This is a genomic window from Citrobacter freundii complex sp. 2025EL-00176 (assembly GCF_053309355.1).
Map to the genome: position 1 here is coordinate 37804 of NZ_JBRYHT010000017.1, position 13352 is coordinate 51155.

12 protein-coding genes and 4 tRNA genes are annotated in these 13352 nt (G+C 54.2%); 5 read left to right on the top strand and 11 right to left on the bottom strand.

Going from position 1 to position 13352, the window contains the following annotated elements; translation table 11 throughout:
• Positions 1-38 precede the first annotated feature (38 nt).
• Genes yigB through lptM form a run of 5 tightly spaced genes read right to left on the bottom strand, consistent with a single transcriptional unit; the run spans position 39 to position 3434 of the window.
• Positions 39-755, bottom strand: a complete 717-nt coding sequence (gene yigB, locus ACVXHP_RS21755; protein WP_447572186.1) for a 5-amino-6-(5-phospho-D-ribitylamino)uracil phosphatase YigB — start codon at positions 753-755, stop codon at positions 39-41.
• The gene (xerC, locus tag ACVXHP_RS21760) at positions 755-1657 is read right to left on the bottom strand and encodes a tyrosine recombinase XerC (protein ID WP_006686068.1); all 903 of its coding nucleotides are present in this window, start codon (positions 1655-1657) and stop codon (positions 755-757) included. The genes yigB and xerC overlap by 1 nt, the downstream gene beginning before the upstream one ends.
• A complete protein-coding gene (locus tag ACVXHP_RS21765) occupies positions 1654-2361 on the bottom strand; it encodes a DUF484 domain-containing protein (RefSeq protein WP_316130562.1) in 708 nt (235 codons plus the stop codon). Before ACVXHP_RS21765 ends, xerC begins: the two co-directional genes overlap by 4 nt.
• On the bottom strand, positions 2358-3182 hold the full coding sequence (gene dapF / locus ACVXHP_RS21770) for a diaminopimelate epimerase (protein ID WP_003017933.1): 825 nt from the start codon (positions 3180-3182) through the stop codon (positions 2358-2360). Before dapF ends, ACVXHP_RS21765 begins: the two co-directional genes overlap by 4 nt.
• 48 nt (positions 3183-3230) lie before the next feature.
• Positions 3231-3434, bottom strand: a complete 204-nt coding sequence (gene lptM / locus ACVXHP_RS21775) for an LPS translocon maturation chaperone LptM (protein ID WP_003017937.1) — start codon at positions 3432-3434, stop codon at positions 3231-3233.
• A gap of 138 nt (positions 3435-3572) precedes the next feature.
• On the opposite strand from lptM, the gene cyaY reads away from it, so the two are divergent.
• Positions 3573-3893 (top strand): iron donor protein CyaY, encoded by a 321-nt coding sequence (cyaY, locus tag ACVXHP_RS21780; protein WP_200009505.1) that lies wholly within the window; start codon positions 3573-3575, stop codon positions 3891-3893.
• Positions 3894-3970: 77 nt separating this feature from the next.
• On the opposite strand, the gene cyaA is transcribed toward cyaY, so the two are convergent.
• The gene (cyaA, locus tag ACVXHP_RS21785; RefSeq protein WP_304702993.1) at positions 3971-6517 is read right to left on the bottom strand and encodes a class I adenylate cyclase; all 2547 of its coding nucleotides are present in this window, start codon (positions 6515-6517) and stop codon (positions 3971-3973) included.
• A 394-nt stretch (positions 6518-6911) separates the two neighbouring features.
• Between cyaA and hemC the strand changes: the two genes are divergently transcribed.
• From hemC to hemY, 4 genes are read left to right on the top strand one after another with little or no spacing between them, the layout of a single operon-like run.
• A complete protein-coding gene (gene hemC / locus ACVXHP_RS21790) occupies positions 6912-7853 on the top strand; it encodes a hydroxymethylbilane synthase (protein ID WP_447572187.1) in 942 nt (313 codons plus the stop codon).
• Entirely contained in the window at positions 7850-8590 is a 741-nt protein-coding gene (hemD, locus tag ACVXHP_RS21795) for a uroporphyrinogen-III synthase (protein WP_200009506.1), read from the top strand. Before hemC ends, hemD begins: the two co-directional genes overlap by 4 nt.
• 21 nt (positions 8591-8611) lie before the next feature.
• Entirely contained in the window at positions 8612-9787 is a 1176-nt protein-coding gene (hemX, locus tag ACVXHP_RS21800) for a uroporphyrinogen-III C-methyltransferase (protein ID WP_447572188.1), read from the top strand.
• A 2-nt stretch (positions 9788-9789) separates the two neighbouring features.
• Positions 9790-10989 (top strand): protoheme IX biogenesis protein HemY, encoded by a 1200-nt coding sequence (gene hemY, locus ACVXHP_RS21805; protein ID WP_200009527.1) that lies wholly within the window; start codon positions 9790-9792, stop codon positions 10987-10989.
• 418 nt (positions 10990-11407) lie between these two features.
• On the opposite strand, the gene ACVXHP_RS21810 is transcribed toward hemY, so the two are convergent.
• The 5 genes from ACVXHP_RS21810 to thrP form a co-directional block, all read right to left on the bottom strand.
• A tRNA-Pro gene (locus tag ACVXHP_RS21810) sits at positions 11408-11484 on the bottom strand.
• A gap of 41 nt (positions 11485-11525) precedes the next feature.
• A tRNA-Leu gene (locus ACVXHP_RS21815) sits at positions 11526-11611 on the bottom strand.
• Between the two features lie 20 nt (positions 11612-11631).
• Positions 11632-11707, bottom strand: a tRNA-His gene (locus ACVXHP_RS21820).
• Between the two features lie 56 nt (positions 11708-11763).
• A tRNA-Arg gene (locus tag ACVXHP_RS21825) sits at positions 11764-11840 on the bottom strand.
• A 102-nt stretch (positions 11841-11942) separates the two neighbouring features.
• On the bottom strand, positions 11943-13328 hold the full coding sequence (gene thrP / locus ACVXHP_RS21830) for a bifunctional threonine/serine APC transporter ThrP (protein ID WP_304702965.1): 1386 nt from the start codon (positions 13326-13328) through the stop codon (positions 11943-11945).
• Positions 13329-13352: the final 24 nt, after the last annotated feature.

A 13352-nucleotide genomic window follows, 5' to 3' on the forward strand; every position in this document is an offset into this window, starting at 1 on the left:
CCAAAAAGCTGGGTATATATACAGAGTTCTGCTGGTGATTATATCAGCGAGGTCAGAGATGCCAACTGTGAAATTTCGATATGCGGCAGCAAACGGCTGTCTGCGGTTTGCATCAGGTCGGCATTTTCCGGTTTGATCCAGCAAGCCTGCATGCCACAACGAATAGCGCCTGCAACGTCTGTCGTCAGGTCATCGCCCACATGCAGAATCTCACCCACTGGCATTTTCAGTTTCTCCGCCGCCAGCGCGTACATATCGCTGAACGGTTTTGAGCGCCCGTCGGGACCGGCGCGCAGCACAAACTCAAAATAATCGCCCAGACCAAACAGTTCCGGCTGTGCGTTACCGTTGGTGATCGCCACCAGCGGCCATTTGCGGGCCAGCGCCTTCAACGTGTCATGCGTCGCCTGCGGAACATCAATGCGGCTACGCCATTTGGCAAAATTCATCATCGCCGCATTCGCCCCCATCAAGGCTTCTGCCGGTGACAGACCTGCCTCCAGCATAGCGCGCTCTACGGCGCGGTGACGCCATTGGGTAACGTCGTGGTAGATTTCCGGCTCGGCATCACGAACGGCCTGACGTAAGCGCTGTAGATCGCTATTTTGCAGCGAATTCAACGCCGGATGGTAATTCTGTACAAACGCGAGCGCTTCCTGCTCGGTGCGTGTGATAACGGGACGGTTATCGTAAAGGGTGTCATCAAGGTCAAAGGTGAGCGCAGAAATACGCCCCAAAGGCCGGTAAAAACGCATTATTTCCCCCGTTTGGCGCGCGGATGCGCCGCATCGTACACTGAAGCCAGGTGTTGAAAATCAAGATGGGTATAGATTTGGGTGGTCGAAAGATTGGCATGACCCAATAACTCCTGCACCCCGCGCAGATCGCCGCTCGACTCCAGCATATGCGTCGCAAAAGAGTGGCGCAATTTGTGGGGATGGACGTGGCTGTTCAGCCCCTGTTTGATACCCCATTCCGCAAAACGTTTCTGCACGTTACGCGCAGAGATGCGCTTGCCCAGTTTTGACAGGAACAACGCATCGTCATCCCCGCCAAATAAGCCGCGCAGATCCAGCCAGTGCTCAATCCACGCCACCGCATTGCGGCCAATCGGCAGGCGACGCTCTTTACTGCCCTTGCCCATCACCCACACTTCGCCGGTGTCGAGATCAAGATGTTTAATATCCAGCCCAACAAGTTCAGATAAACGCAGCCCCGCGCCGTACATCACTTCCAGCATCGCCCGGTCGCGCACGGCAAGGGGGTCGTTGAGATCGATATCCAACAGACGATTAACATCATCGACGTCGATATTTTTAGGTAAGTGGCGCGGCGCTTTCGGCGCGGAAACGCTTTTTGCCGGGTTAGCTTTCAGCTCGCCCTGATTGACCAGCCAGTCGAAGAAACTGCGTAGTGCGGAGAGACGCAATGCCAGACTCGCCGGTCCCAGCCCTTTACGACGGCTGCGTACGGCAAAGCTACGTACCATTGCAGCGTCACATTGTTGCCAGCTTTGCAGACCGGTTTCTCCGGCTAACGCGATGATGGCATCAAGCTGACGCTGATAATTGAGTAGCGTGATCGGGCTAAGCTGGCGCTCAACGCCCAGATAGCGCAAAAAGCGCGCCACATCCTGAGAAAGGGGGGAATCGGTCATACGCGTTCAATCCAGCGCTCCAGCAGCTCCGGCAACATTAGCGAGATTTCCTGCAATAGCTGCGTACCCTGTCCCTGCTGATAATGATTAACGTCACGGCTGCTGAATAACATCACGCCCAGGGAACCATCTTGTCCCAGCATCGACATCGCCACCGAGCCTATCGCTTTCGCCTCCGGCATCATGACCAACAGTTCCGGTCCATTGAGCGGTCCAAGATAGTGCTGCGACTGGCCAAGACGCTGAATACGCAACGGTTCAAAGGCCTGACGGCTCAATGCCAGATGCGTAAATTTTGATGGCGCGCCGAGTCGCCACCGGTCCGGAAACAGACGAACCGTCGCGCCAGCCAGCCCTAGCTCACGCGCCCAGCGATGAAATCGCATCAGCATATCGTCAAGACTGCTGGCCGACACCAGGCGGCTTTGCAGATTTAGCAGACGATAGAACAGGCTTTCATTGGCGTTAGCTTGTTCCATCAATAACGCCATGTTCTCTTCAAGCACATTAATATGATTACGTGCCCGCGCCATGTGCCATTCAACTAAAGAGATCGTGCCCCGCACAGGGTGTGGGACGCGCATCGCTTCAACTGCCTGGGCATTGCGGATAAAAAACTCAGGATTACGTTGCAGGTAATCGACGACCGCCCGATCGTCGAGATCCATGAGCGTTTCCTGTAGTTCTTCCCCTGGTTGCTTCATAAGTGAATAAATCCGTCGTAGACATGTGCCGCCGGGCCAGTCATATACAGCGGATGACCCGGACCTTTCCAGGCGATATCAAGTCGACCGCCAGGTAACTCCACCCTCACCTCTTCTGCCAGCAGGCCCTGCTGAATACCTACCGCAACAGCGGCGCACGCACCGCTGCCGCAGGCCTGCGTTTCGCCCGCCCCGCGCTCGTAGACGCGCAGCCGGATATGCTCGCGCTTTACCACCTGCATAAAGCCGATGTTGGCGCGTTCTGGAAAGCGTTCGTGGCTTTCCAGCACCGGTCCCAGCGTTTCCACCGTGGCCGTATCAACATCATCAACCTGAATCACGCAGTGCGGGTTCCCCATTGAAACCACGCCGCACAATACTGTCTGTTCGGCCGCGCGCATAATATAGGTCTTCTCTGCTTTGTTAGCGCGAAACGGAACCTGCGAAGGTTCAAAGTTGGGTTCCCCCATATTCACCCGCACCAGCTCGTCGTCGGTTACGGTTAATACCATACGACCATTCGCGGTACTGACGCGAATATCACGCTTATTGGTCAGCCCTTTCAGGCGAACAAAGCGGGCAAAACAACGGGCGCCATTGCCACACTGTGACACTTCACTGCCGTCGGCATTAAAAATACGGTAGTGGAAATCCAGCTCCGGATCATACGGAGGTTCAACCACCAGCAACTGATCAAACCCAACGCCGAGATGCCTGTCGGCCAGGCGGCGGATCAGCTCTGGTGAGAAAAAGACATTCTGCGTTACCGCGTCGACGACCATAAAATCGTTGCCAAGGCCATGCATTTTAGAGAATTGCATCATTCACTCCGTTCACGCGGGTACAGAAATGTAAATCTATTCCTGCCGTCAGTAATTCACCTGAGAAGGTCCGTCGCTAATCCCACGATCGTTTTTCTCAGGCGTGGTGGATTGCGATTGCGGCTGAACGCTCTTGGTCGGAGGCGGCGCGGTTTTATCAGCTGGCGGGAAATAGAGCGGGCCTTTTAGCCCACAGCCCGTCAGGCTGAACAGAGTAAAAATGACAGCGAGTGGCTTTAACACGTTTTTCATTATGGATTGCCTGTAAAGTTCATGCTTTCTGTTTTCTATCATCGCAGGAGAAGGCGTAAAAGCAAGAGTTTGGCTAAAAACTGCATCGCGATTTATTCCACGTTATACTGCGGGCATCACGAAAAACAGGATAAGAAAATGAACGACAGTGAATTTCATCGCCTTGCTGACACCCTGTGGATGACCATTGAGGAGCGTCTGGATGACTGGGAAGGCGACAGCGATATCGATTGTGAGATCAACGGCGGCGTGCTGACCATCAGCTTCGAAAACGGCAGCAAAATCATTATTAACCGTCAGGAGCCGCTGCACCAGGTGTGGCTGGCAACCAAACAAGGCGGCTACCACTTTGACCTGAAAGGCGACGAGTGGATCTGCGACCGTAGCGGCGAAACGTTCTGGGATCTGCTGGAGCAGGCGGCAACGCAGCAGGCGGGTGAAGAGGTGAGCTTCCGTTGATTTATTTGCCGGATGCGCTTTGCTTATCCGGCCTACAGTAGGCCCGGTAAGGCGTAGCCGCCACCGGGCGAAAAGCCTCAGGAGAAATACTGCTGCAACATCGGCGTGTCGTTATCCTGATTAGCAGGCGGGACAGGGTTGAGCGGCTGGGTACGGAACGGAATCACTTGCGCACGTCCGTCGGTTTTCACAATCTGATAGAACTGCGGCAGGTTAAAGTTGATGAAGCTGGAGCCGTAGGTAAAGCGATCGTGCGACGATGAATAGAAGCGGCTGACATCACGTACCAGCTCTTCTTTGCTCCCCTCGCAGTGGTGATACACCTCCGCGCGGTTACTCTCATCCAGGATATAAATATTAAAGCCCTGCTCTTCACCTGACTCTTCGAAAAAGAACTGGATAATCCCCTCACTGGCAAAGCCATCTACCACCGACGGTAATTTCACCTGGTTAGTCTCAACCTGCACCGAAAGGCCGTGCAGTTTGTTGTGTGAAATCGCACCATAAAATTCGATGGCATTTTCCAGTTTCTGTACCGATACGTTCAGACGCTCGAAGAACAGTCCCCACGTCTGACCAGACACGCGCAGCGCTTTGAAGCGCCCGGTTTCCTGGCGGGTGCTGGAAAGGCGCAGCTCAATACACTCAGAGACCAGTTGCTGCACGCGGGTACGGATTAACCCACGCAGATGCTGGCTATAGCAGAACACTTCGACGCTATCCGGCGGCGCGGCATCCTGGTGCATTTTGCCCAGAATCGTTTTTAACGCTTCAATCATCGCCTGCTCGCCGTTGAAGTGCAGCGTACGGACTTCATTCCACGAGTTGCGATACAGCAGGTCGACGCTTCCTACCAGGCAATTTTGCTCTTCGCCAAAGCTGAAGACGTCCAGCTTACGGAAATCAAAATGCACCACCTGATTACGGAATGCAGCCGTCGGGTCATATTCAAGGTTAACGATAATCGCCAGATGGCGAATTTCACACGGGCTGTAGAGCGCTTTCGGCGTTGGTGCCGGCAGGCGCAGCGGGAAGTGGTGCGATACATCGGCGACCATCTCCTGCAGCTTCGGCAAATCGACAATGCCGTTGCCCTTAATAAACAGATGCGTACGCGATGTCAGCAGACCGTTGAACCAGGCCCACGCCACCAGCTTATTGAGGTAGCGGTTATATTCCAGCGGCTGATGGCTAATGATCGAATCCATATTCGGCGCGCGGTTGTAGAGATACCAACCTGAACGGTTGGCGCGGCCCGGCGGCACATGGATAAAGGTCAGATTCGGTTCTGAGAGGTCCGGAGATATCTGCGGGTTCACCAGCGTTACCTTGCCTGGCAACGCTTCAAACGCGGCATACAGCTTACGGGTCAGCACGCCGATATCCTGCGGACTGGCGCTAACGCTGAGGTTATTACGCCGCGCAAAGCGGATCAGATTACGATAGCTCTGCATCATCGCATCAAGCAGTTCGTTATGCGCTTCACGTACCTGATCAATCTTCCAGTTAGCGCGGTTATCCAGCATTGTCAGACGGGCTTCGTCCCAGCCCCATTCTTGCACTAACTGACTTAATACTTCACGACGCCAGCCCACGCAGGCGCGCTCGCGGCTCAGTTTCTCACACACTTTTAAGTAGAAACATCGACGCACTAAATCCAGACGCGTCGGGTCTTCGATCGCCGTGAGATATTCGGTAACGCGCTCCAGCATCATGCAGTAGGGATCGAGACCAAAAGAGACGATCTCGCCATCGTGCAGGCGCTGTTTAATGTCTTTCGCCAACAGGCGAGGATTGGGATATTCCCAGGAGTAGGCTTCCAGTAGCAGCGTCTTCAACACCGCTTTGTATGGGGAATCAATACTTTTGTACAGCTGCCAGAGGCTGGCGCCAAAGTACTCTTCGGCGGAGAGCGAACTGAGTCCGCCGAGATCCAGCCATTCGTTTGGCGTTAACACCCCCTGTGCGTAGAGCTTCATGACGTAATCGTCGTAATGCTCTTCTTCGTCGCCCGGCACCATATTCCACAGAATACGTTTGCCCGCGAGGCGCACAGCGGTGCGATAGAACTCATCAAGCAACAGGATATGCTGCGTCGAGCCACAGTCTTCACCACCGAGACTGCCGCTTTCATTGTGACGGAAACGGTTTTCATCAATCAGGAAGAAACTGACTTCCACGCCCAGCGAAGCGGCCCAGCTTTCGAGCAGGCTGCATTTACGCTGCAACAGCTGGCGCTCTTCGCTATCAAGCCAGGATTGGTGGCAGACCCAGATATCAAGGTCGGAAGAACAGCTTTGCCCTACCGAAGAGGTGCTGCCCATTGAGTAAACGCCGGTGATCGGCAGTTCGCCTTTGGGAGGTTCCTGCGGTGACATACCGCGGTACAGTTCCAGTTCGTTGAGGTAGTGGCGTTGGGTTTCATCAGGCGTGTAAAAGCATATGCCTTTGGGAACGTTACCATCGAGGTAACCCGGCATCAGAGGGTGGTGGTAGTGCAATAATGTCGGCAGCAGACTGTATACCTGCTGGAAAGCAGGTCCCATGGCAGCAAGCGCGCGATCCACACGCAGTTGATTTATGGCATCCAGTCTCTGTTTCAGAGTCTCAATATAGAGGTACAAGACGTATCGCCTGATGTTGCTATCCGTCATGTTGTCGATTGCTGCGGCGCAAGCGCTCACAATAATCGTCATCAATTAGGATAAACCGTATGTCAAAAATAACCGTTACCTGTTTTTCGCCCGTATTTTTTTATGCTGTACAGCCGAAAAAATGGTCTAAAACGTGATCAATTTAACACCTTGCTCATTGACCGTAAAGAAAGATGCGCTACATACAAGTGTAGCACCGTTCGTTACGTGTAAATTCCTTCATACGGTCGGAAGGTTTCTCGTCATTATTCACTGCCAGTGATGATGCAGCGCCTTTTCCTCTCACTTACGTTTGAGCGTAACGCTGACATCCCTTTGATAAGGATGTTAGGATGGTCAATGATTGATAATGACGGTAACAAGCATGTTAGACAATGTTTTGAGAATTGCCACACGCCAAAGCCCCCTTGCGCTATGGCAGGCACATTATGTCAAAGACGCTTTAATGGCAAATCACCCCGGTCTGATCGTGGAACTGGTTCCTATGGTAACCCGTGGCGATGTGATCCTTGATACCCCGCTGGCGAAGGTCGGAGGGAAAGGGTTGTTTGTTAAAGAGCTGGAAGTCGCGCTGCTGGAAAAACGCGCTGATATCGCCGTGCATTCCATGAAGGATGTGCCGGTTGAATTCCCTGACGGTCTTGGCCTGGTCACCATTTGCGAGCGAGAGGATCCGCGTGATGCTTTCGTCTCAAATAAGTACAACACGTTGGATGACCTTCCCGCGGGTAGTATTGTCGGGACATCCAGTTTGCGTCGCCAATGCCAGTTGGCAAAGCATCGCCCGGATCTCGTCATCCGTTCGCTGCGCGGCAACGTCGGCACGCGTCTCGGCAAACTCGATAACGGCGATTATGACGCCATTATCCTGGCGGTCGCCGGGTTAAAACGTTTAGGGCTTGAGTCGCGAGTCCGTACCGCACTGCCGCCGGAAGTCTCCCTGCCCGCTGTCGGGCAAGGCGCTGTTGGCATAGAGTGTCGACTGGACGATATGCGTACTCAGGCGCTGTTAGCGCCGCTCAACCATGAAGAGACCGCGCTACGCGTAACAGCCGAACGCGCCATGAACACCCGCCTCGAAGGGGGATGTCAGGTGCCTATCGGCAGTTATGCCGAACTCATCAACGGTGAGATTTGGCTACGCGCGCTGGTCGGCGCGCCTGACGGTTCGCAGATGGTATGCGGAGAACGGCGCGGCGCCCCGCAGGATGCTGAACAGATGGGCATCTCTCTGGCAGAAGAGCTACTGGAGAACGGTGCGCGCACCATTCTGGCTGAAGTTTATAACGGAGAAGCACCCGCATGAGTATTCTGGTCACCCGCCCGTCTCCCGCAGGGGAAGAGTTAGTGAGCCGTCTGCGCACACTGGGGCAGGTGGCCTGGAGTTTTCCGCTCATCGAGTTTTCCCCGGGTCGGGAACTGGCAACACTCGCCTCCCGACTCTCGGCGCTGACGGATAACGATCTGGTTTTTGCTCTCTCGCAGCACGCTGTCACCTTTGCCGATGCCGAACTTCAGCAGCAAGGGAAAAGCTGGCCTTCCCTTCCGCATTATTTTGCCATTGGCCGCACAACGGCGCTGGCGCTGCATACTGTTAGCGGCTGCAATATTCACTATCCTCTGGATCGGGAAATCAGCGAAGTCTTGCTACAATTACCTGAATTACAAAATATTGCGGGAAAACGTGCGCTTATTTTACGCGGCAACGGTGGTCGGGAACTGATAGGTGAAACCCTAACGGCGCGCGGAGCCGATGTTGATTTTTGTGAATGTTATCAACGCAGTGCAAAAAATTACGAGGGTGCGGAAGAAGCAATGCGCTGGCAATCTCGCGGTGTGACCACGGTGGTGGTCACCAGCGGAGAGATGTTACAACAGCTCTGGTCGCTCATTCCGCAGTGGTATCGTGAGCACTGGTTACTACGCTGTCGGCTGCTGGTCGTCAGTGAGCGTCTGGCGCACCTCGCCCGGGAACTGGGCTGGCAAGATATTAAGGTCGCTGATAACGCCGACAACGATGCGCTACTACGCGCATTACAATAACTCTCATAATGGGATGCCATAATGACGGAACAAGAAAAATCCTCCGCCGTGGTTGAAGAGACCAGGGAGGCCGTGGAAACCACAGCACAGCCAGTCAATACTGAAAAAAAGGGTAACAACAGCACGGCGCTGATTCTGAGCGCGGTGGCGATTGCTATTGCGCTGGCAGCAGGTGTGGGTCTGTATGGCTGGGGGAAACAGCAGGCAACAACGCAGACGGCAACCAGCGATGCGCTGGCGAACCAGCTGACGGCGCTGCAAAAAGCGCAAGAAAGCCAAAAAGCTGAGCTGGAAGGCATTATTAAACAACAGGCAACGCAGCTTGATGAAGCCACTCGCCAGCAGGCCGCGCTGGTCAAACAGCTTGATGAAGTTCAGCAAAAAGTCGCCACTATCTCCGGCAGCGATGCCGGGACATGGCTGCTGGCGCAGGCTGATTTTCTGGTAAAACTGGCCGGGCGTAAGTTATGGAGCGATCAGGACGTTACCACCGCCGCGGCACTGCTAAAAAGCGCCGACGCCAGTCTGGCGGATATGAACGATCCGAGCTTAATTGCCGCCCGTCGCGCGATTACTGACGATATCGCGAGCCTCTCGGCGGTAACTCAGGTCGACTATGACGGCATTATCCTGAAAGTGAATCAGCTCGCTAACCAGATAGATAACCTGCGTCTGGCCGACAACGACACCGACGATTCACCGATGGACTCCGACAGCAGCGAGCTGTCCAGCTCAATTAGTGAATGGCGCGTCAACCTGCAAAAAAGCTGGCAGAACTTTATGGACAGCTTTATCACCGTTCGCCGTCGTGATGAAACCGCCGTCCCGCTGCTGGCGCCGAACCAGGACGTGTACTTACGTGAGAACATTCGATCTCGCCTGTTAGTCGCCGCCCAGGCCGTACCGCGCCATCAGGAAGAGACATACCGCCAGGCGCTGGAGAATGTCTCCACCTGGGTACGCGCCTACTACGACACCGACGATGCCACCACCAAAGCTTTCCTGGAAGAGGTAGACCAGCTGAGCCAACAAAGCATCAGTATGGATGTGCCAGAAACGCTGCAAAGCCAGGCTATTCTCGACAAATTAATGCAGACCCGCGTGCGTAATTTACTGGCGCAGCCTGTCACAGCGCCGGTTGCCGCCGCTCCTGCGCCTTCGGCAGACACTCCGGCAACCGCGCCGCAAGGAGAATAATGATGCTAAAAGTATTATTGCTCTTTGTGCTGTTGATCGCCGGGATCGTCGTTGGTCCAATGATTGCCGGTCATCAGGGCTACGTGCTGATCCAAACTGATAATTACAACATTGAGACCAGCGTGACGGGCCTGGTGATCATCCTGATCGTCGCGATGGTTGCCCTGTTTGCGATTGAATGGCTGCTGCGCCGAATTTTCCGCACCGGCGCGCATACTCGCGGATGGTTTGTCGGCCGTAAGCGTCGTCGCGCCCGCAAGCAGACCGAACAAGCGCTGCTCAAACTGGCGGAAGGCGATTATCAGCAGGTTGAAAAGCTGATGTCGAAAAACGCCGATCATGCAGAACAACCGGTCGTGAATTACCTGCTGGCGGCAGAAGCGGCCCAACAACGTGGTGATGAAGCGCGCGCGAATCAACACCTTGAGCGTGCAGCTGAACTGGCCGGGAATGATACGATCCCGGTAGAAATCGCTCGCGTTCGTCTGCAACTGGCGCGTAATGAAAATCACGCCGCACGCCACAGCGTAGATAAACTGCTGGAGGTGACGCCGCGTCATCCGGAAGTGCTGCGTCTGGCGGAGCAGGCTTACATTCGCACCGGCGCATGGAGTTCGTTACTGGATATCATTCCATCTATGGCTAAAGCGCATGTGGGTGATGAAGAGCATCGCGCTGTACTGGAACAACAGGCATGGGTGGGTCTGATGGATCAGGTTCGCGCCGATCAGGGCAGTGAGGGGCTACGTGCCTGGTGGAAAAACCAGAATCGTAAAACCCGTCATCAGGTTGCCCTGCAGGTAGCGATGGCTGAACATCTGATTGAGTGCGACGATCACGATACGGCGCAGCAGGTCATCATTGACGGTCTGAAACGTCAGTATGACGACCGTCTGGTGCTGCCGATCCCACGTCTGAAAACCAACAACCCGGAACAGATAGAAAAAGTGCTGCGCCAGCAGATTAAGGCCGTTGGCGATCGCCCGTTGCTGTGGAGCACACTGGGGCAATCGTTAATGAAGCATGGTGAATGGCAGGAAGCCACGCTCGCCTTCCGTGCGGCGCTCAAACAGCGCCCGGACGCCTACGACTACGCCTGGCTTGCTGACGCACTGGACAGACTGCATCAGCCGGAAGAAGCCGCCACCATGCGTCGTGATGGCCTGATGTTGACCCTGCAGAATAACAATCCCCCACAGTAATTCTCTCTTGCCCGGTGGCGCTTCGCTTACCGGGCCTACCGTCTACACAAAATCATTCGGAATGCATAAAAAAACGCCCGCTCGGTAAGGAGCAGGCGTTAAACAGGTCTGTATGACAACATAAATGGGTGCTTCACTCAACGTTATGTCCATGGTGTTTGATGAGGCCTGAGCGACATCTGTCTGTGGACGATAAGCACCGTAAACGGCTCTGCATCATTCCTGAGTTTATGAGGCCTGATGGCGAACATAAGAGATGGAATGAGCATCTACCCGTATATTATCGCACAACGCATGCCACGATTGCACTGCAAAAACCAGGGATTCTAACTTTTTCAGACTTGAGGTAATTCGCGGGAATAAGGGCTGTGAAGGGAAATCAGAAAACAAAAAACCCCGCCGAAGCGGGGTTCAAAATTGGTCGGCGAGAGAGGATTCGAACCTCCGACCCACTGGTCCCAAACCAGTTGCGCTACCAAGCTGCGCTACTCGCCGTTTTACTGCTTTTTGAATTTTTAGTTCAATTCTTTAAGTCGTGGTGCGAGGGGGGGGACTCGAACCCCCACATCCTAAGGACACTAACACCTGAAGCTAGCGCGTCTACCAATTCCGCCACCTTCGCATTTCACAACTTTAAATTAATGGGGTGGCTAATGGGATTCGAACCCACGACAACTGGAATCACAATCCAGGGCTCTACCAACTGAGCTATAGCCACCACTGCAAATCTTTTACGCGGTATTAAAACCACCGCAGCTCCGGCACCTGACTAAATGGTGCGCCCGACAGGATTCGAACCTGAGACCTCTGCCTCCGGAGGGCAGCGCTCTATCCAGCTGAGCTACGGGCGCTTAGCGCCGTTGCGGGGCTGGATATTACGGAGGTCTCGGTCTTCTGTCTAGTGCTTTTTTAAAATAAATTATCGTTTGGTCATGGTTTGTGCGTTTTGTCGCTTATTCCCGCAATTTATGGGCTGTGCCATGACGATTCAGGCCAAACACCTTATAAATGAGCGTCACGGCCAGTATGAAGATAATGCCAACAAACAGCGACATTCGGGTGTCTTCATTAAAGTACATGCCGATTAATACGCAAATCAGGAATGCCATCGTCAAATAATTCGCCCACGGGAACAAAATCGAGCGGAAAGGATGACTGGCGATCGCCGCTTTATGCGCCTGACGGAAACGCAACTGGCTTATCAGGATCACAAACCACGGCACCATCCCCGGCAACACGCTGGCGCTATAGACATAAACGAACACCCGTTGCGGATTGGGAATGATGTAGTTCAGGCACGAACCAATCAGCAGGATCGCGATAGAAATCGCCACACCAGCAACCGGCACGCCATGGCGAGAGACTTTTCCCACAACGGCTGGTAGCTGGCGATTCTTTGCCAGCGCGTAGAGCATACGCCCACAGCTGTACATGCCGCTGTTACAGCCTGACAGCGCCGCCGTCAGGACCACAAAGTTAATAATCCCTGCCGCAGCGGTAATACCAATCTTGGCAAAAGTGAGAACAAACGGGCTACCGTTGCTGCCAATCTCATTCCACGGGAAAATAGTGACGATAACAAAGATCGCACCGACGTAGAAAATCAGGATACGCCACAGCACCTTCCCCACCGCGCTACGCAGCGTGACCTGGGGGTTCTTCGCCTCACCCGCCGTAATACCGATCAGCTCCACGCCCTGGTAGGAAGCCACAACAATACACAATGCCGTCAGGAAGCCCTTCCAGCCGCCAGCAAAGAAGCCGCCATGCTCGGTCAGGTTGCCAAAACCAATCGCCTGCCCACCGTTGCCAAAGCCGAAGAAAATTACCCCTAACCCAATGACGATCATCACAATGATGGTGGTCACTTTGATCATGGCAAACCAGAATTCAATTTCACCATACAGGCGAACCGCGGCGAGGTTTGCCAGCGCGACCAGCCCGACAGCAATCAGGGCGGGTATCCATTGCGCCATTTCCGGGAACCAGAACTGTACGTACACCCCGATGGCGGTAATCTCTGATATCCCCACCGCCATCCACATAAACCAGTATGACCAGGCGGTGAGATAGCCAAAGAAGGGACTCATGTAACGGTGCGCGTAAACAGCAAATGAACCGGCAACCGGCTCGAGGAATAACATCTCCCCCATGGAACGCATAATGAAAAACACGAACAGCCCGGCGACGATATACGCCAGCAGGACCGAAGGTCCCGCCCATTTCAGAGTACTGGCGGCGCCCATAAACAGTCCGACGCCAATAGTGCCTCCAAGGGCAATTAATTCGATGTGACGAGCCTCCAGCCCACGCTGTAGCTCAGGTTTGTTCTCGGCCATAAATCCTCTTGATGTGTTTGCATG

Coding starts and splice junctions, on each gene's coding strand:
- yigB (WP_447572186.1), bottom strand. CDS start 755: ATGCGTTTTTACCGGCCTTTGGGGCGTATTTCTGCGCTCACCTTTGAC.
- xerC (WP_006686068.1), bottom strand. CDS start 1,657: ATGACCGATTCCCCCCTTTCTCAGGATGTGGCGCGCTTTTTGCGCTAT.
- ACVXHP_RS21765 (WP_316130562.1), bottom strand. CDS start 2,361: ATGAAGCAACCAGGGGAAGAACTACAGGAAACGCTCATGGATCTCGAC.
- dapF (WP_003017933.1), bottom strand. CDS start 3,182: ATGCAATTCTCTAAAATGCATGGCCTTGGCAACGATTTTATGGTCGTC.
- lptM (WP_003017937.1), bottom strand. CDS start 3,434: ATGAAAAACGTGTTAAAGCCACTCGCTGTCATTTTTACTCTGTTCAGC.
- cyaY (WP_200009505.1), top strand. CDS start 3,573: ATGAACGACAGTGAATTTCATCGCCTTGCTGACACCCTGTGGATGACC.
- hemC (WP_447572187.1), top strand. CDS start 6,912: ATGTTAGACAATGTTTTGAGAATTGCCACACGCCAAAGCCCCCTTGCG.
- hemD (WP_200009506.1), top strand. CDS start 7,850: ATGAGTATTCTGGTCACCCGCCCGTCTCCCGCAGGGGAAGAGTTAGTG.
- hemX (WP_447572188.1), top strand. CDS start 8,612: ATGACGGAACAAGAAAAATCCTCCGCCGTGGTTGAAGAGACCAGGGAG.
- hemY (WP_200009527.1), top strand. CDS start 9,790: ATGCTAAAAGTATTATTGCTCTTTGTGCTGTTGATCGCCGGGATCGTC.
- thrP (WP_304702965.1), bottom strand. CDS start 13,328: ATGGCCGAGAACAAACCTGAGCTACAGCGTGGGCTGGAGGCTCGTCAC.